We start from the raw sequence: 16500 nt of genomic DNA, 5'->3' as shown, positions 1-16500 counted from the left end.
ATGGCTGGATTTTTCATTCACCGCCCGGTCTTTGCCTGGGTGCTGGCCATCGTGACCATGCTGATCGGCACCTGGTCGCTGCTGAGCCTGCCGGTTTCGCAATACCCCGACATCGCCCCGACGACGATCCGCATCAGCGCCGGCTATTCCGGGGCGACAGCGCGGGCGGTGCAGAATTCGGTCACTACACCGATCGAGGACGCGCTGACCGGGCTGGACGGGCTGCTTTACACCGTCTCATCCTCATCAACCGGGCGCAGCGTCATCACGCTGACCTTTGACGACAGTGTGGACCCGGTCGATGCACTGAACGAGGTACAGTCCAAGGTCCGCTCGGTCGAAGGCCGCCTGCCCGGACCGGTGCAGAATGATGGCGTTTCGGTCTCGCGATCATCCTCGTCGATCCTTATGGTGGGGGCGCTGGTCTCGACCACCGGCCAGCACTCGACCATTGAGCTTGGCAACCTGCTGGAACAGGTGGTCGAAGGTCCGGTCAAGCGCACGCAGGGCGTCGGCGGTGTCGATGTCTTTGGCTCGGGTTATGCCATGCGGATCTGGATGGACCCGCTGCGGCTGGCACAATTCCAGCTGACTCCGACCGATATCACCACTGCGGTCGCCCAGCAGAACAGCACCGTATCGGTCGGGGCGCTGGGGGAACAGCCGGTGGTGCCCGGCCAGCAGTTCACCGCCAATATCACCGCGCAAAGCCAGCTGACCTCGGTCGAGGATTTCCGCAACATCCTGCTGAAAACCGGGTCGGATGGCGCAGCCGTGCGGCTGGGGGACGTGGCAGAAGTCGCCATCGGCCAGACCCGCTATGGCCGGGATTCACGCTTTAACGGCATGAACGCCTCGGGCTTTTCGGTGAACCTCGCCACCGGTGCCAATGCGGTCGAAACGGCAAACGCCGTGCGGGCGACATTGGATGGCCTGAAAAACGCCCTGCCCGAAGGGGTCGAGATCCATATCGCCTATGACACCGCCCCCTTTGTCGAGCTGTCGATCGAAAAGGTCTATCACACCCTGATCGAGGCCATCGTGCTGGTGTTTCTGGTCATCCTGCTGTTCCTGCAGAACTGGCGCGCGACGCTGATCCCGATCATCGCCATTCCGGTGGTGCTGCTGGGCACCTTCGGAATGCTGGCGGCGCTGGGATACTCGGTCAACACGCTGACGATGTTTGCCATGGTGCTGGCCATCGGCCTTTTGGTCGATGACGCCATCGTCGTGGTCGAGAACGTCGAGCGCGTGATGGAAGAGGACGGGCTTGGCCCGGTCGAGGCCACCGAAAAAAGCATGGGCCAGATCAGCGGCGCGCTGATCGGCATCGCGCTGGTCCTGTCGGCTGTGTTTCTGCCCATGGGCTTCATGCCCGGCTCGACCGGGGTGATCTATCGCCAGTTCTCGGTCACGATCATCACTGCCATGGTGCTGTCGCTATTGGTGGCGCTGATCCTGACGCCGGCGATGTGCGCCAGCCTTTTGCGGCAAAGCCACGGGCCGACCCGCTTTGCCCCCGCGCGCTGGTTCAACGCCGGGTTCGAGCGGATGACGCGCGGCTATTCGGCCACCGTCCGCCGTACCCTGCGCCGCCCGCTGCTGGTCATGCTGGTGCTGGCCGCAATCAGCTTTGGCGCGGCCGAGCTTTTCGGGCGGATGAACACCACCTTTATCCCGTCCGAGGATCAGGGCGTGCTGCAATCGCGCATCACCCTGACCGAAGGCTCGACCGCCCAACAGACCGCCGCCGTCGTGCAAGAGATCGAAGATTATATGCTTAACGAGGAAAGCGAGGCAGTCGAGTCGGTCTTTGTCGCCATGGGCTTTGGCTTTTCGGGTAATTCGCAAAGCCGGGCGATGATCTTTGTCAAGCTGCGCGACTTTGACGAACGGCAGGACCCCGCACTTGCGGCCAGCGCCGTGGCTTCGCGCGCCAATGCGCGCTTTGCCGGGCACCGGGCGGGACGGATCGCTTTCCTGCAACCCCCCGCCATTCCTCGGCTTGGCAATGCCGCGGGCTTCAGCATGTATCTGATGGATCAGGCCGGCGCCGGGACCGAGGCGCTGACCCGCGCCGCCGAGGCGCTGGAACAGGCGGCCGCTGCTGACCCGCGCCTGCAAAACGTCGAAAGCAGCGGTGCCGAGAACGAGGCCGCGCTGAAAATCGACATCGACCAGCAAAAGGCCGAAAGCCTGGGCGTCAGCCTGTCGGGCGTGAACGCGATGCTTTCAACCATCTTTGCCGGAACCGAGGTGAACGACTTTGCGCTTGGCGCCCAGCTGCGCCCGGTCATCGTGCAGGCAGCCGCCGAAAACCGCATGCAGCCCGAGGACGTGGACAGCTGGTATGCCCGCAATGCCGATGGTGAGATGGTGCCTTTTTCGGCCTTTATGACCACCCGCTGGGAACCGGTCGAACCCAGCCTGTCGCGCATGGACAGTATCGACGCGATCGAGTTCAGCGGCCAGCAAAGCGACAGCGCCAGTTCGGGCGAGGCGATGGCCGCGATGGAAGAGCTGGTTTCGCAGTTGCCGGGCAATTACGCCACCGCCTGGACCGGCCTGTCCTATCAGGAACGCCAGGCCGGCAATCAGGCGCCATTTCTGTTCGCGCTGTCGGCGCTGGTGGTGTTTTTGTCGCTGGCCGCGCTTTACGAAAGCTGGTCTATCCCGTTTTCGGTCATGCTGGCAGTGCCGGTGGGTGTTCTTGGCGCGGTCGTCGCGGCGCTGGCCTTTGGTCAGGCCAATGACGTCTATTTCAAGGTCGGCATCCTGACCACCATCGGCCTTGCCGCCAAAAACGCCATCCTGATTGTCGAATTTGCCCGGGACCTGCAACAATCCGCGGGTCGCAGCGCCGTAGAAGCAGCGGTCGAGGCCGCGCGGCTGCGGCTGCGGCCGATCCTGATGACCTCACTGGCCTTCATCCTTGGCGTGCTGCCTCTGGCGGTCGCCACAGGGGCCGGGGCGGCCGCGCAGAACTCGATCGGGATCGGGGTCATGGGCGGTATGATGGCGGCAACCTTCCTAGGCATCTTCATGGTCCCGGCTTTCTACGTTACCGTACGGCGGCTGACCGACAGGAGTGCCCGGACATGAAAGATCTTCCCCGACTGACCTCTTTGGCGCATGGCGGCGGTTGCGGCTGCAAGCTTGCGCCTTCGGTATTGCGCGAATTGCTGGCCAATCAGCCGGTGGCGCAGGCCTTTCCGCAACTGCTGGTCGGGACCGAAACCTCGGACGATGCCGCGGTCTGGCAGGTCGACGACAACACCTGCGTCATCGCCACCACCGATTTCTTTATGCCGATGGTGGACGATCCGCGCGCATTTGGCCGCATCGCCGCCACCAATGCGATTTCGGATATCTACGCCATGGGCGGGCGGCCGATCATGGCGCTGGCGATCCTTGGCATGCCGATCGACAAGCTTGCCCCCGCGCAAATCCGCGACATCCTTGAAGGCGGGCGCGAGATCTGCCTGCAGGCGGGTATCCCTGTCGCCGGCGGCCATTCCATCGACTCGCCCGAGCCGATCTATGGCCTTGCGGTGATCGGCATCTGCCACCCGTCCGAGCTGCGGCGTAACGCCGATGCGCGCGCCGGCGATACGCTGATCCTGACCAAGGGTCTTGGCGTCGGGATCTATTCCGCCGCGATCAAGAAAGGCGTTCTGGACGCAGCCGGAGTGGCCGAGATGATCGCATCGGCCACCACGCTGAATCAGGTGGGTGCCGATCTTGCCAAACGCGAGGACGTCCACGCCATCACCGATGTGACCGGCTTTGGCATCCTGGGCCATGGGCTGGAGATCGCACGGGGTGCGGGGCTGCGCCTGCGGCTGAAACTGGCAGAGCTTCCGCTGCTGTCCCGCGCCGCCGAACTGGCCGAGGCGGGATTTGTCACCGGCGCATCGAATCGGAACTGGGCCGCCTATGGGGCCGAGGTCACGCTGCCCGAGGGGCTGACCCCATGGCAGCAGGCGCTGCTGACCGATCCGCAAACCTCGGGCGGGCTGCTTGTCGCCTGCGCGCCCGGTTCGGCCGATGAGGTACTGGCGATGGTCCGTACCGCCGGTTTCCCGCTGGCAGCGATCATCGGCCAGACCGAGGAAGGCCCGGCTGGCATCGTGGTCGAATAAGGCTGGCGGACCGGGCGGCGGGACAGTGCGGAACCCCGGCGCCCGGGCGGGCGTTGGGGCAAAGGAGGAACGCACCATGCCGCAGATTTCCCTGCCCCGCCTTGCCGCGCTCAGCATGGCGCTGGCCTGTCTGGCCGCGCCTCTGTCCGCCCAGACAGCACCAACAGAGCCCGCGACCACGGAAACCGTCCCTGCCGGGGCTACCCCCGCACCAGCGCCGCAACCGGCCGAGACAGCAGCAGCATCCGCTGGCGAATGCCCGCCCGCCGCTGGCAAGGCCGAACCGGCAACGCCCGAGACCGCCTCGACTGACGGCACCGCGCCCGCCAACTCGGGCTCGACCGGCTGGACGGGCGGGACCGGAGGCTCTCAGATCGGGACCAACCCTTCGGGCGCGCATCATGCCACCCGGACATGGCAGCCGCCGACCGCGCGGGGCCTTGATCTTGCCGGACGGCCCGAACCGACGGCACCCTGCTGACAGAGCACAGCGATTGACGCGGTCCCCGCCCCCGCCCAAGATGCGGGCGAAACAGGGGAGACAGCCGCGATGCCCGACAGCCAGCCAGCCGCCGCCATAGATGTGCATGCGCCCTATTCCGAATCGCTGGGGATGCAGGTCATCTCGGCCACGCTGGACGAGGTCGTCCTGCATATGCCCGTGACCACGGCCCTGACCAATCGCAACGGCGTCCTGCATGGCGGCGCGATCATGAGCCTTGCCGACCATGCCGCTGGCACCGCAACCCATCTGCGCCTGCCGGCTGGGGCGACGACCACGACGATGGAAAGCAAGACCAACTTCCTGCGCCCGATCCGGCTGGGCGATGTGGCCGAGGCGCGGCCGAAACCGCTGCATCTGGGCCGCACCACGATGATCTGGCAGACCGATATCCTGCGTGGCGACGGCAAACTTGCCGCCGTGGTGATCCAGACGCAACTGGTGATTGAATGGAAGGAACCGGCCTGAACCGGCCCGCTATTCAGCCGGGCCGATGGTCAGTTCGACCTGCGCCAGCCCCTCGACCCCGCCAGCCAGACGATCACCCGGTCCGACCGCCCCGACACCGGATGGCGTGCCGGTCATGATCAGATCCCCCGGCGCGAGATGATAATATCGTGACAGATCGGCAATCAGCTCGGGTATGGTCCAGACCATGTCCGAAACCTGACCCTCTTGCCGCAGATCGCCGTTCACCTCCAGCCGGATGCTTTGGGCACCGGGGGTGAAGCCCGCCGCCGGGGTCAGGGCCGAGATCGCCGCCGCGCCTTCAAAATTCTTGCTCAGATCCCAGGGGTGGCGCTTGTCCTTGGCCCGCGCCTGTAAATCGCGCCGCGTCATGTCCAGCCCCGAACCATAGCCCCAGACTGCTGACATTGCGTCATCAGCACCGATGCGAAAGGCCGAAAGGCCGATGGCAACGACCAGCTCGATTTCGTGATGCAGGTCGGCCGTGCCGGGCGGATAGGGCAGAATCGTGCCGCTTTTTCTGACCGCATGGGCAGATTTGAGGAAATAGAAAGGCGCTTCGCGGTCAACCTCGGACCCCATCTCGGCGGCATGGGCAGCATAGTTGCGCCCGACGCAAAAGATGCGATTGACGGGGAATTCAGTACTCTGCCCCAGGATGGGCAGTGCAGCGGGCGGGGGCAAAGGGAACAGATATCCGGTCATGGTGCGACCCTGCCACGGCAACACCGTCGCGGCAAGCGTGCCGGCTGCCGTTGCCCAACCGGGAATTTCATGGCAAGAGAGCATCAAAGCCAACCGAGAGCAGGGTCTCAGAATGACCGATTTCGCGCAGCGCCGCACCCATATGGTCGATACCCAGGTTCGCCCCAACGATGTGACCAGCTACCCCGTGATCGAGGCGATGCTGAACGTCCCGCGCGAACAGTTCGTCCCCGAGGCACGCCGTGAAGTTGCCTATGTCGGCAACAACATCGACCTCATCCCCGGCCGCGTGCTGCTAGAGCCGCGCACGCTGGGCAAGATGATCGACACGCTGAACCTTCAGTCCGAAGATCTGGTTCTGAATATCGGCTGTGGCTACGGCTATGCAGCCGCCGTCATGGCCCGCATCGTCGAAGCCGTCGTCGCGGTCGAAGAAGATGCCGGCATGGCTGCCGAGGCTGAAAGCCGGCTTGCCGCGCAGGACGTCTTTAACGTCGCCGTGGTTCAGGGCCCGCTGGCCGAAGGTTGTGCCGGTCAGGCCCCCTATGACGCCATTCTGATCGAAGGCGCCATCGAAGAACTGCCCGAAGGCCTGGTTGAGCAGCTAAGCGAAGGCGGCCGCATCGTCGCGCTGTTCCGCGAAGGCAATCTGGGCACCGCCCGCATCGGCCAGAAGCTGGACGGCCGGGTGAACTGGCGCTTTGCCTTCAATGCCGACGCCCCGGTTCTGCCGGGGTTCGTACGGCCCAGAGGCTTCGTCTTGTGACTGCCGACACGAAAGGCCAAGGCATGTTTCGCAGAACGTTCGAAACCCTGCGGCGACCACTGATCGCAGCCATTGTTGCAGGGGCGACCGCCCTGCCCGCCTCGGCCGAGACTTTGGCCGATGCCATGGTCGCGGCCTATCGCCACTCGGCATTGCTTGAGCAGAATCGCGCCGTCCTGCGTGCCGCGGACGAGGATGTGGCGACGGCCCTCGCCCAGCTGCGCCCGGTGGTGCAATGGATCGCCGAGCACAGCTTTCAAAAGGTCGATAACAGCCGGATCGGCCGTTCGACCAGCATCGCGCTGCAAGCCCAGATCACGCTTTACGACTGGGGCCGCAACGCCATCGCCATCGACGCCGCCAAGGAAACCGTTCTGGCCACCCGCGCCGCGCTGGTCGGGGTTGAACAGGATGTCCTCCTGGGGGCCGTCCAGGCCTATCTGAACGTACGCAGCACGACTGAACAGGTCGATCTGCAGGAAAACTCGGTGCGGGTGATCGGTCAGGAACAGCAGGCCGCCTCGGACCGGTTCGAGGTGGGCGAGATCACCCAGACCGACGTCGCACAGGCCGACGCAGCCCTTGCCGCCGCGCGCGCCAGCCTCGCCTCTGCGCGAGGAGAGCTTGAGATCGCACGCGAAATCTATCGCACCGCTACGGGCCGTGCGCCGGGCAAGCTTTCCCCGCCCCCGCCCACGCCCGCCCTGCCCGCCACGCTGGAGGCGGCGCGGCAGATCGGACAGCGCAGCCATCCGGCGATCCAGCAGGCGCAACGTCTGGCCGCCGCGGCCGAACTGGGCGTCGCTGCGGCCGAGGCCGAGCGTAACCCGACCCTCAGCGGTACGGTCGGCATTGGCCGTTCGCACGATATGTCGGTGCAGACGCAACGCGAAACGACGACGAACGATATTGGCGCGTCGGTCAGCATGTCGCAGACGATCTATTCCGGTGGACGCCTGCCGGCGGCCCATCGCAAGGCCATGGCGCGACGGGACGAGGCACGGGCGTCGCTGCTGCAGGTTTCGCGTCAGGTTAACGAGGCGGTCGGTCAGGCCTGGGCGGGAATCGACGTCGCAAAGGCGCAGATTCGCGCCATTGACGAACAGATCGTCGCAGCACGGCAAGCCTACGAAGGCGTGCGCGAAGAGGCGACGCTGGGTGCCCGCACCACTCTGGACGTGCTGGACGCCGAGCAGTCGCTGCTTGAGGCGCGTGCCAATAAAATCTCGGCGGAAGCCAATCTGCAATTAGCACATTATCAACTTCTGGCTGCTATGGGTCTGTTGACGGTGGAAAACCTGAAACTGGGGATACCGACCTATGACCCTTCGGCCTATTACAACGCGGTGCAGGACGCACCTTATACCAGCAGGCAGGGCAAAAGCCTGGACCGGGTCCTGCGCGCCATCGGCAGGGACTAATCCCGCCCCTGCTACGGGGGCGCATCATGCAGCATGAAATGATGCGCCAACCGACTCCGGCCCCGATGCCGGATCATATCGGCGATGTCCTGTCCTCGATCCGCAAGCTTATCGATCAGGACACTGCCGGCAGCCACAGCCCGGATCATCCCTCTGGCCCGCGGATCACCCGCGACCTCGCAGGTCCGACCAGCGCCCGGATCGAGCTGGTGTCATCCGAGCCACCCGCAACAGCAGCGCGCGTGACACCGCTGGTGCTGGATGTAAACGCCATGGTCGCACCCGATCCCGAGGATCAGGCTGAGCCGCCAGCCGCACTGCCAGAGGTGCATGCTGTGATGGAAAACGCCGATCAGCCTGAAATGCTCTCCGACGCCCTGCCCGAGGCGCGCGTGACCAAGCCAGAACGGGCGGATGATCTTACCTCCGACAGTGACACGGAACCGCCGTCGTTCGATACGGCGGCCCCTGCTGCGATCGAAATGATCAGCAGCAGCACCCCCGACCTTTCGCTGCAAGGACCCGCTACTATCACGGAAATGGAAGAAGCCATGCTGCATGTGAGCACACCCGCAACCCCCGCAACTCCTGTCGTCGAGATGGAGGACAGCATTGCCTCTGCCCGCGATAGTAGCGAGCCGCATCTCTTTGCGCCCAGGGACAAAGGACCGCAGAACGGCCCCCAACTGCGCGGCCTGATTCGCGAGGCGATCCGGCAAGAGCTTCAGGGAGAGATCGGCAACCGCCTTAGCCGCAATCTGCAGCAAATGATCCGCCACGAGATCGAGCTGGCGCTGCGTCAGATGTGCGAACAAGACTGAGCAAGGCAACCGCCTGAATGCCGCATAGGGTGGGGTAGCGGCCCCCGCCCATCGCGAATGGTGGTGCTGGGGCCGGTCAAGTACCAGAACCCGTCCACAATACCCTGAAAAGGCTTGCCCTGACTTGGTTTGCTCAAGCTGCCATTCACTGATGGATTGGATCTGCCGGTCAGCGACTGTCGCAGCGGCCAGCCGTTAAGGCGCGGCCACTGCGACAACGGGCAGAGCCCGCTAGTTCAGGTATTTTTCGGGATCAACGCTATCGAAACCGTTGCGCACCTCGAAATGCACCACGCCCTGATTGCGCGCCTTGCCAAGTGCGGCTCCTGCGCTGACCGATTGCCCTTTGGTGACGGTAACATCATCAAGACCGGCATAGACAGTCATCAGATTGCCGTCGTGCCGAACAACGATAATCGGCACCTGATCCGTATCGCGGGTGATGGCGGCGACCGTCCCGCTGCCAGCAGCTGTCACGGTGCTACCCGGCGCGGCAGCAATGTCGATGCCGTCGTTCTTGCCCTTCTCATAGGTGCGGATGATCGAACCATTGGCGGGCATACGGAATTTGCCATTGCCCGAAGCAGCAGTCCGCGTCTTGCCCAGATCAGGGCTTGCGGGGGTGTCGACCTTGCTGGTGGCGGGCTTGGTCTGCTCCTTTGGCAGCGGCTCGGCTGCCGAAGGCGGGCGCGGGGTCGGACTGCCGGTACCGGGAGCGGTCACGGCACCGCTGGCAGGGCGGCTTTGACCGACGACCGGGATCAGCAGGCGCTGGCCGGTACGCAAAGCCATATTCTGCGACAGGCCGTTCCACTGGGCCAGATCATTGACCGAGACATTGTATTTACGGGCAATGGACCAGGCCGTCTCGCCCGCAGCAACAACGTGCTGCTTGGGTTGGCTCGAGGCCGGCAGGGTCTGCGCAGTCACCCCTCCTTCTGCCGGGGGCACCGCTGGCTGCTTGACGCCCTGACCGGCAAAGGGATCGGTGACTTGCCCGGTCGAGGAGGTGACAGGTGCGGCAGGCGCACCTGCTGCAACCCGCCGCGGCAAGGCAACCACCGCCCCGGGGTTCAGCGGAGTATTCGCGTCGATCGCGTTGTAGCTGGCCAGTTCGCCCGCGCTCAGCCCCAGCCGTGCGGCGATGGTGGTCACCGTATCGCCCTGACGGGCGATGGCGACCTGATAGCCGGGATAGGAAATCACCCCGCGCTGATCCGGCGTCGGTCTGGGCTGCGCGCGCGCGGCCGCGCCGGCGGTGTCCAGCCCCCCGCCGCCCCAGCCGCGCAGGTCGGGATCGAAATTGCTGAAGTCCAGGCCACCCTGCGGCCCGCAAGCCACCAGAGTCACCGCAGTTCCGGCAACCAATGCCAACTGCCTGATCTTGATCATCTGCCCGTTCCTCACTCTGGACGGTCGGGGGTCATGTCTGTCCCAACCCCTCGACCAGCGGCACGAAACGCACCTGCCGCAATTCGTCGTAGTCAAAACCGTTTTCGCCACGGCGCACGCGGATCAGCGTCTGAACTGCGTCCGACTGACCGACCGGCACCACCATAATACCGCCGATCTTTAACTGCGCCAAGAGCGGGCCCGGCGGATCCTCGGCGGCAGCCGTCACCATAATGCGATCAAAGGGCGCCTGTTCGGGCAACCCGCGCGAACCGTCGGCAACCAGCGTGGTGATATTGGTCAGGCCCAGGTCGCGAAACAGCGCCTCGGCCTCTGCCACCAGCCGGCGATGGCGGTCGATGGTATATACCCGCCGGCACAATAGCGACAGGATCGACGCCTGATAGCCCGAGCCGGTTCCGATCTCGAGCACCTTGTCACGCGGCCCGACCTCCAGCGCCTGGGTCATCAGCCCGACAACCGAAGGCTGGCTGATGGTCTGGCCGCAAGGGATGGGCAGGGGCGTATCCTCATAGGCGCGGTCTTCGAAATGGCCGCGCACGAATTCGCCGCGGTCGATGCGCTCCATCGCTTCGAGTACCCGCGGATCGGTAACCCCGCGCTGCCGCAGCGCGAATAAAAAGCGCATCTTGCGTTCGGCAGTCTCGGGATCGTCGCTCATCTGTTGCTTAGCCCTCTTCGAGAACGCCACGCAGTTCGGCCAGGGTCTTGTGGCAGGTCAGATCCGGCCGCATCGGCGTCAGCGAGATATAATCGCGCATATTGGCATCAACGTCACTGTCTGGCGTCGCGGGTGCGGTCTGTGATCCGCCCAGAACCCACAGGAACCGCCGCCCGTTCGGGGCGTGATAAGGCTCGACCTCAAAACGGACGCCGCGCCGGCGGCCCTGCGGGGCAACCCGCGTGCCCTTGACCGAGGCGGCGTCACAGGCCGGGAAGTTGATGTTATAGAACAGGCGGAAATCCTCGTCCGAGGTCCAGTCGCCATATTCCAGCAACTGCCGGATCAGGCGCGGTCCATGCACGCGCGCCGCCTCGAACGGGTCATCAAGCGTGGCGGTGCGCTGGCCCATATACTGGGACAGGGCAATGGCGGGCAGCCCCTGTAAAGCGGCCTCCATCGCGCCGCCGACGGTACCCGAATACATCACGTTCTCGCCCGAGTTATTGCCGCGGTTCACCCCCGAGAGCACCAGATCGGGCGGGTTATCCCGCATCACATCGGCAATCGCGGCAAGCACGCAATCGGCGGGGGTGCCCTCGGCGGCAAAGCGGCGCGGCCCCAGTTCGGCGATCAGGGTCGGGTGAACATAGCTGATGCAATGCGCGACACCGGACTGTTCAAAGGCCGGGGCGACGGTCCAGACCTCACCCCCGGGCCCGGCAACCTCGGCCGCGATGGCGGCAAGCGCCTCCAGCCCCGGAGCGTTGATGCCGTCGTCATTGGTAATCAGAATACGCATGTTCTTTCCTGTCCGACCTGCCGTGACGGGCCTGCCCGGCAAGGCCGCCCGCGCCCGAGGCATTTTTGCCCTCATCTTGCATGCTTATCCGGGCCACAGCCTTGCGACAACCCGCAGGAACAGCCATGGAAGCGTTTGACGCGCGGCTGCGCTCGGGGCAGCATTGGAACAAGGCAAAAGGCCGGGCAGGACATGCAGATCTATCTTCCCATCGCCGAGGTGGCGGTCAATGCGCTGGTGCTGACCGGGCTGGGCGGCATCGTCGGGCTGATGTCGGGCCTGTTCGGGGTCGGCGGCGGCTTTCTGATCACGCCTCTGCTGTTCTTTATCGGCATTCCGCCAGCCATCGCGGTGGCGACCGGCGCAAACCAGGTCGTGGCCTCGTCCTTTTCCGGCGTGCTGGCCCATGTCAAACGCAAGGCGGTCGATTTCCGCATGGGCTGGGTCCTGCTGGCGGGCGGTCTGGTCGGGTCCTCGGTGGGCGTGCTGATTTTTAACCTGCTGTCGCGGCTGGGGCAGGTCGATCTGGTCGTTCAGCTGTGCTATGTCATCTTCCTGGGCCTGATCGGCGCGATGATGCTGCAGGAAAGCCTGCGCGCCCTGCATCGCGCCCGCCGCAGCGGACCGATCAAGCCCATGCGCCGTCACCAGCATGGCTGGGTGCACAAATGGCCGCTGAAGATGAAATTCCGCGCCTCGGGCCTGTATATCAGCGCCATTCCGGTGCTGATGGTCGGCGCAGCGGTCGGCGTTCTTGGCGCGATCATGGGCGTCGGCGGCGGCTTTATCATGGTGCCGGCGATGATCTATCTGCTTGGCATGCCGACCAAGGTCGTTATCGGGACCTCACTGTTCCAGATCACGTTCCTGTCAGCCTATACGACGCTGATGCACGCGGTGTCGTCGAACACCGTCGATGTGATGCTGGCAGTGCTGCTGATCGTCGGAGGCGTGATCGGGGCACAGGTCGGCACCCATCTTGGCGCACGGCTGAGGGCCGAGCAGCTGCGCATTCTGCTGGCGCTGCTGGTTCTGGGCGTTTGTGGCAAGCTGGCGCTGGATCTGTTCCTGCGCCCGGATGAGCTTTACTCGATCACACAAGGGGGCAAGGCATGATCCGGCAGTCCTGTCACGCCCTTCTGGCGCTGGCGATGCTGGCCCTGCCCCTGCAGGCGCAGGAAAGCCCGCCACCCACCCCGGCAGAGGGCGCGACCTCGGCCACAATCGAGGCCGAGCCCGAGACCACGCCCGAGCGGATCGTTGCGGGCCTGTCGCGCGACGACATCGATATCACCACCAGCTTTGACGGGTCCGAGATCATCATCTACGGCGCCGTCAAACGCGAAAGCCGCATCCCGCCCGGCCAGCCCCTTGATGTGATCGTAACCGTCGAGGGCCCACACCGCCCCGTCACCGTCCGCCACAAAGAGCGGCGGCTGGGCATCTGGGTCAATACCGGCCGCGTGAACATCGGCTCGGCCCCGAATTTCTATGTCGTGGCAACGACCCGGCCCCTGCACCTGATCCTGCCGCCCGAAGAGGACCAGCGTTACCGGATCTCGATCCCGCTGGCGATGCGGGCCTTTGCCGGACCGACCGAGGTCGAGGACGTCGTCCCCTATACCGAGGCCCTGATCCGCCTGCGTCGCGCCGCAGACCTTTACCGACAGGATGACGGCTCGGTCCTGCTGGCGGAACAGACGCTGTTTCGCGCCGATATCGGCCTGCCCGCGAACCTGATCGAGGGGTTCTACAGCACCCGCATTTTCCTGTTGCGCGACGGCAAGGTAATCGACACGTTCCGCGCACCCATCGACGTACGCAAGGTCGGGCTGGAGCGCTGGCTTTACCGCCTCGCCCTGGAACAGCCGTTTATCTATGGCATCATGTCGCTTGCCATCGCAATGGCAGCAGGCTGGGCGGCATCGGCGGCCTTCCGGCTGATCAAGCGGACCTGAGCGGACCGGTCTGGCCGCGCCGGAACGGGCCAAGTTCCGTCAGGACCGCCATTTCCTCGTCCACCGCCTCGCGCTCACGCTGCAGATAATCGGCGATGGCACCGTAAAAGCCGGGGTCCGCGACCCAATGCAGCGAATGGGTCTGGCTGGGCAAATAGCCGCGCGCCAGCTTGTGCTCGCCCTGTGCGCCGGCCTCGACCCGTGACAGGCGATGCTTGATCGCCCAGTCAATGGCACGGTGATAGCACAGCTCGAAATGCAAAAAGGGGTGATCCTCGATACAGCCCCAATAACGGCCGTAAAGCGCATCCGGCCCGATCAGATTCAGCGCACCGGCAATCGGGATGCCGTCACGCTCGGCCAGAACCAGCAGGCAATCGTCGCGCATGGTGTCATGCAGGATGTCGAAAAACGCCCGGGTCAGATAAGGCCGCCCCCATTTGCGCCCGCCGGTGTCCTGATAAAAGGTCCAGAACGCGTCCCAGTGGCCGGGCCTGATCTCATCCCCGGTCAGGCTGCGGATAGTGCCGCCAAAGGCCTGAGCACGCTCACGCTCTTTGCGGATCGCCTTGCGCTTGCGAGACGAAAGCTGGCCCAGAAAATCGTCATAACCGTCATAGCCCTGATTCAGCCAGTGGAACTGTTCGCTGGCGCGAGGCAGGAAATCGACCGCCTCACCCAACCCGGCCTCGGCTTCGGTACAGAACGTGACATGCGCCCCCGACAACCCCGATTGCTGCGCGAATTGCGCCATCCCGGCCAAAAGACCACGCTGCACCGCCGGATCGGGCGCGATCAGCCGCGGCCCGGTGACGGGGGTAAAGGGAACCGCGCATTGCAGTTTGGGGTAATAGCGCCCGCCCGCCCGCTCATAGGCTTGTGCCCAGCCGTGGTCAAAGATGTATTCGCCCTGGCTATGGGTCTTGATGTAACAGGGCGCAACGCCCGCTACCCTGCCATCCAGCCGGGCGACCAGATGGGCCGGATGCCAGCCCGTGCCCTCGCCGACCGAGCCGGACTGCTCAAGCGCCGACAGAAAGCGATGGGTGGTGAAAGGGTTGGTGCCCGCCCCGCAGCCATCCCATTCAGGGGCCTTGATCCCGGAAATCGCGGGCAGGACGGAAACGGCAAGCTCGCTCATGGCAGCAACATAGGGGCGGGCGCGACGATTGTCAGGGCCTTGCGGGCAAGTAACGCTCGAAGGTGATGTTATCGGCCACGCGGCGGGCAGCTGCCTCTTCTTCGGGCGAACGGACGGTCCAGCACAGTACCGGCACGCCGCGCTGTTTCAGCGCCGTCACCGCCGGATTGTCCAGATCCTTGCGGTCATGCGAGATGAAGCTGGCACCGACCCGGTCGAAATCACCGATGGCGGCCAGATGCGCAAGGGCAGCCTCGCCCGCGACGGCCCATTCCTCATCCTTATAGTCGCAGGTGGTCAGACCGACCGTCACGTCTGGCGCTGCGACGTGAAAGGCCGCGATCGTATGAGGATTGAAGGACATGACCGCGACCGGACCGCCATAGGCCAAGACAAGCCGCGCCACTTCGTCCTGCAGATCGCCGACCTGATCGGAAAGACGCAGGCTCTGGTCCTTGATCTCGATAAGCAACGGCACCCGGCCTGCAACTTCGGCAAGCAGATCTGCCAGCGTCGGGATGGGTTCCGAGGTGCCAAGAAGGCGCAGTTGCGACAGATCATCCATGCCCTTGGCGCCAACGGGACCCTCAGCCCCGGTCAGCCGCGGCAGGTCGTCGTCGTGAAACACCAGCGCCGTGCCATCGGCCGTGCGCTGGATGTCGCATTCGATGCCATATCCCGCAGCGATAGCGGCGCGAAAGGCCGCCATGCTGTTTTCCGGCACGCCCGGCCCATGCAGCCCGCGATGGGCAATGGGCATGTTCAGAAAATCCGGGTGCAGACTCATCATGCGAACTCGAACACGGCCTCGATCTCGACGGCGACCCCGCGCGGCAGGGCCGGGGCCGAGACGGCGGCGCGGGCATGGCGGCCCAGATCGCCGAACACCTCGACCATCAGGTTTGAGCAACCGTTGATAACCTCGGGCTGGTCGGTGAATTCCGGGGTCGAATTGACAAAGCCAGCCAGTTTGACCACGCGCGTCACCCGATCAAGCGAGCCAAGCGCCGCCCGTGCCTGCGCCAGCAGCGCCAGACCGCAGGCCCGCGCCGCCTCGGCGCCCTCTTCGACAGCCAGATCTGCGCCCAGACGGCCTTTGGCCGGGCTGATCTGCCCCGAAACGAACAGCAGGTTGCCCGTGATCACAAAGGGCACGTAATTCGCCGCCGGAGCCGGCGCGTCGGGCAGCGTGATTCCCAGATCTGCCAGTTTCGTTTCGATGGACATGCTTGTTTCTCCTACCAGTCGATAAACCCGCGGAAGTCGCTGAGGACGATGCGCCAGGTGTCCAGAGTATCCTCGAAATTCTTGCGTCCCACACCTTCGCCTGCAAGGCCGATGTCCATTTCGATAAAGGGATCGCCCTCTTCGTCCAGCCAGACCTTGCCGAAACGCTTGTCCCGGTTCCAGCGGTTGGCCTTAGTCGCGTTCATCGGATCGTCAAGGTCAAAGCCAGCCGAGAACTGGATCGACTGGCAGGATTTTTCGCAGCTGTAGAAATAGACCTGAAACCTGGTGCCATCGATGCGGCTTTCGATCATCGGATCGCCGGAATCGTCTTTGGTCATCTCTACCGGCAGACCAAAGTCCATCATCAACAAGCGAATCACATCGGGATCGCCCAGGACCTGCGCCTGTGCGACAGGTGCCTGCAGCAGCATCGCCAACGCAAGGGAAACCAAGGTACGCATACTCTTCTC

The 16500-nt window shown here is 64.5% G+C and carries 17 protein-coding genes; 9 read left to right on the top strand and 8 right to left on the bottom strand.

Annotated features, from left to right (window positions below; genetic code table 11):
* The 4 genes from M511_RS09290 (at position 1) to M511_RS09275 (ending at position 5112) form a co-directional block, all read left to right on the top strand.
* A complete protein-coding gene (locus M511_RS09290) occupies positions 1-3102 on the top strand; it encodes an efflux RND transporter permease subunit (protein WP_010391898.1) in 3102 nt (1033 codons plus the stop codon).
* On the top strand, positions 3099-4142 hold the full coding sequence (gene selD / locus M511_RS09285) for a selenide, water dikinase SelD (protein WP_085502008.1): 1044 nt from the start codon (positions 3099-3101) through the stop codon (positions 4140-4142). The genes M511_RS09290 and selD overlap by 4 nt, the downstream gene beginning before the upstream one ends.
* 76 nt (positions 4143-4218) lie before the next feature.
* Positions 4219-4623, top strand: coding sequence for a hypothetical protein (locus M511_RS09280; protein WP_085502007.1), 405 nt, complete (start codon positions 4219-4221; stop codon positions 4621-4623).
* 69 nt (positions 4624-4692) lie between these two features.
* Positions 4693-5112, top strand: coding sequence for a PaaI family thioesterase (locus M511_RS09275; protein ID WP_085502006.1), 420 nt, complete (start codon positions 4693-4695; stop codon positions 5110-5112).
* A gap of 9 nt (positions 5113-5121) precedes the next feature.
* Here M511_RS09275 and M511_RS09270 read toward each other — a convergent pair whose 3' ends face one another.
* Positions 5122-5817, bottom strand: coding sequence for a fumarylacetoacetate hydrolase family protein (locus M511_RS09270; RefSeq protein WP_029371203.1), 696 nt, complete (start codon positions 5815-5817; stop codon positions 5122-5124).
* A gap of 112 nt (positions 5818-5929) precedes the next feature.
* On the opposite strand from M511_RS09270, the gene M511_RS09265 reads away from it, so the two are divergent.
* From M511_RS09265 to M511_RS09255, 3 genes are read left to right on the top strand one after another with little or no spacing between them, the layout of a single operon-like run.
* Positions 5930-6583, top strand: coding sequence for a protein-L-isoaspartate O-methyltransferase family protein (locus tag M511_RS09265; RefSeq protein WP_085502005.1), 654 nt, complete (start codon positions 5930-5932; stop codon positions 6581-6583).
* 23 nt (positions 6584-6606) lie between these two features.
* Positions 6607-8004, top strand: a complete 1398-nt coding sequence (locus M511_RS09260; protein ID WP_010391909.1) for a TolC family outer membrane protein — start codon at positions 6607-6609, stop codon at positions 8002-8004.
* Between the two features lie 26 nt (positions 8005-8030).
* Positions 8031-8825 (top strand): hypothetical protein, encoded by a 795-nt coding sequence (locus tag M511_RS09255; RefSeq protein ID WP_085502004.1) that lies wholly within the window; start codon positions 8031-8033, stop codon positions 8823-8825.
* Positions 8826-9056: 231 nt separating this feature from the next.
* Here M511_RS09255 and M511_RS09250 read toward each other — a convergent pair whose 3' ends face one another.
* The 3 genes from M511_RS09250 to surE are packed head-to-tail and all read right to left on the bottom strand — an operon-like array spanning position 9057 to position 11701.
* Complete coding sequence (locus tag M511_RS09250) at positions 9057-10217, bottom strand: LysM peptidoglycan-binding domain-containing protein (RefSeq protein WP_010391914.1); 1161 nt, start codon at positions 10215-10217, stop codon at positions 9057-9059.
* A 31-nt stretch (positions 10218-10248) separates the two neighbouring features.
* On the bottom strand, positions 10249-10899 hold the full coding sequence (locus M511_RS09245; protein WP_010391916.1) for a protein-L-isoaspartate(D-aspartate) O-methyltransferase: 651 nt from the start codon (positions 10897-10899) through the stop codon (positions 10249-10251).
* Positions 10900-10906: 7 nt separating this feature from the next.
* A complete protein-coding gene (surE, locus tag M511_RS09240) occupies positions 10907-11701 on the bottom strand; it encodes a 5'/3'-nucleotidase SurE (RefSeq protein ID WP_010391918.1) in 795 nt (264 codons plus the stop codon).
* A 192-nt stretch (positions 11702-11893) separates the two neighbouring features.
* Here surE and M511_RS09235 point away from each other — a divergent pair, with 192 nt between their 5' ends.
* Both M511_RS09235 and M511_RS09230 read left to right on the top strand, forming a co-directional pair.
* Entirely contained in the window at positions 11894-12817 is a 924-nt protein-coding gene (locus tag M511_RS09235) for a sulfite exporter TauE/SafE family protein (RefSeq protein ID WP_010391922.1), read from the top strand.
* Positions 12814-13659, top strand: coding sequence for a TIGR02186 family protein (locus M511_RS09230; RefSeq protein WP_085502003.1), 846 nt, complete (start codon positions 12814-12816; stop codon positions 13657-13659). The genes M511_RS09235 and M511_RS09230 overlap by 4 nt, the downstream gene beginning before the upstream one ends.
* Here the strand turns inward: M511_RS09230 and M511_RS09225 are convergent.
* From M511_RS09225 to M511_RS09210, 4 genes are read right to left on the bottom strand one after another with little or no spacing between them, the layout of a single operon-like run.
* Positions 13646-14800 (bottom strand): GNAT family N-acetyltransferase, encoded by a 1155-nt coding sequence (locus M511_RS09225; RefSeq protein WP_085502002.1) that lies wholly within the window; start codon positions 14798-14800, stop codon positions 13646-13648. The genes M511_RS09230 and M511_RS09225 overlap by 14 nt on opposite strands.
* Positions 14801-14831: 31 nt before the next feature.
* Positions 14832-15587 (bottom strand): glycerophosphodiester phosphodiesterase family protein, encoded by a 756-nt coding sequence (locus tag M511_RS09220; protein WP_085502001.1) that lies wholly within the window; start codon positions 15585-15587, stop codon positions 14832-14834.
* On the bottom strand, positions 15587-16027 hold the full coding sequence (locus tag M511_RS09215) for a RidA family protein (protein WP_010391932.1): 441 nt from the start codon (positions 16025-16027) through the stop codon (positions 15587-15589). The genes M511_RS09220 and M511_RS09215 overlap by 1 nt, the downstream gene beginning before the upstream one ends.
* An 11-nt stretch (positions 16028-16038) precedes the next feature.
* Positions 16039-16491: a YbjN domain-containing protein gene (locus M511_RS09210; RefSeq protein ID WP_010391934.1), complete on the bottom strand. Its 453-nt coding sequence runs from the start codon at positions 16489-16491 to the stop codon at positions 16039-16041.
* Positions 16492-16500 lie beyond the last annotated feature (9 nt).

This window comes from Paracoccus sp. J56 (assembly GCF_019633685.1).
Taxonomy (GTDB): Bacteria; Pseudomonadota; Alphaproteobacteria; order Rhodobacterales; family Rhodobacteraceae; genus Paracoccus; species Paracoccus kondratievae.
The sequence above is the reverse complement of the archived record's forward strand: the minus strand, read 5'-3'. Positions and strand labels throughout refer to the sequence as shown.

Bases quoted from the DNA above. Each gene is read 5' to 3' on its own strand.
- M511_RS09290 (WP_010391898.1), top strand. From the start codon at position 1: ATGGCTGGATTTTTCATTCACCGCCCGGTCTTTGCCTGGGTGCTGGCC.
- selD (WP_085502008.1), top strand. From the start codon at position 3,099: ATGAAAGATCTTCCCCGACTGACCTCTTTGGCGCATGGCGGCGGTTGC.
- M511_RS09280 (WP_085502007.1), top strand. From the start codon at position 4,219: ATGCCGCAGATTTCCCTGCCCCGCCTTGCCGCGCTCAGCATGGCGCTG.
- M511_RS09275 (WP_085502006.1), top strand. From the start codon at position 4,693: ATGCCCGACAGCCAGCCAGCCGCCGCCATAGATGTGCATGCGCCCTAT.
- M511_RS09270 (WP_029371203.1), bottom strand. From the start codon at position 5,817: ATGACCGGATATCTGTTCCCTTTGCCCCCGCCCGCTGCACTGCCCATC.
- M511_RS09265 (WP_085502005.1), top strand. From the start codon at position 5,930: ATGACCGATTTCGCGCAGCGCCGCACCCATATGGTCGATACCCAGGTT.
- M511_RS09260 (WP_010391909.1), top strand. From the start codon at position 6,607: ATGTTTCGCAGAACGTTCGAAACCCTGCGGCGACCACTGATCGCAGCC.
- M511_RS09255 (WP_085502004.1), top strand. From the start codon at position 8,031: ATGCAGCATGAAATGATGCGCCAACCGACTCCGGCCCCGATGCCGGAT.
- M511_RS09250 (WP_010391914.1), bottom strand. From the start codon at position 10,217: ATGATCAAGATCAGGCAGTTGGCATTGGTTGCCGGAACTGCGGTGACT.
- M511_RS09245 (WP_010391916.1), bottom strand. From the start codon at position 10,899: ATGAGCGACGATCCCGAGACTGCCGAACGCAAGATGCGCTTTTTATTC.
- surE (WP_010391918.1), bottom strand. From the start codon at position 11,701: ATGCGTATTCTGATTACCAATGACGACGGCATCAACGCTCCGGGGCTG.
- M511_RS09235 (WP_010391922.1), top strand. From the start codon at position 11,894: ATGCAGATCTATCTTCCCATCGCCGAGGTGGCGGTCAATGCGCTGGTG.
- M511_RS09230 (WP_085502003.1), top strand. From the start codon at position 12,814: ATGATCCGGCAGTCCTGTCACGCCCTTCTGGCGCTGGCGATGCTGGCC.
- M511_RS09225 (WP_085502002.1), bottom strand. From the start codon at position 14,800: ATGAGCGAGCTTGCCGTTTCCGTCCTGCCCGCGATTTCCGGGATCAAG.
- M511_RS09220 (WP_085502001.1), bottom strand. From the start codon at position 15,587: ATGAGTCTGCACCCGGATTTTCTGAACATGCCCATTGCCCATCGCGGG.
- M511_RS09215 (WP_010391932.1), bottom strand. From the start codon at position 16,027: ATGTCCATCGAAACGAAACTGGCAGATCTGGGAATCACGCTGCCCGAC.
- M511_RS09210 (WP_010391934.1), bottom strand. From the start codon at position 16,491: ATGCGTACCTTGGTTTCCCTTGCGTTGGCGATGCTGCTGCAGGCACCT.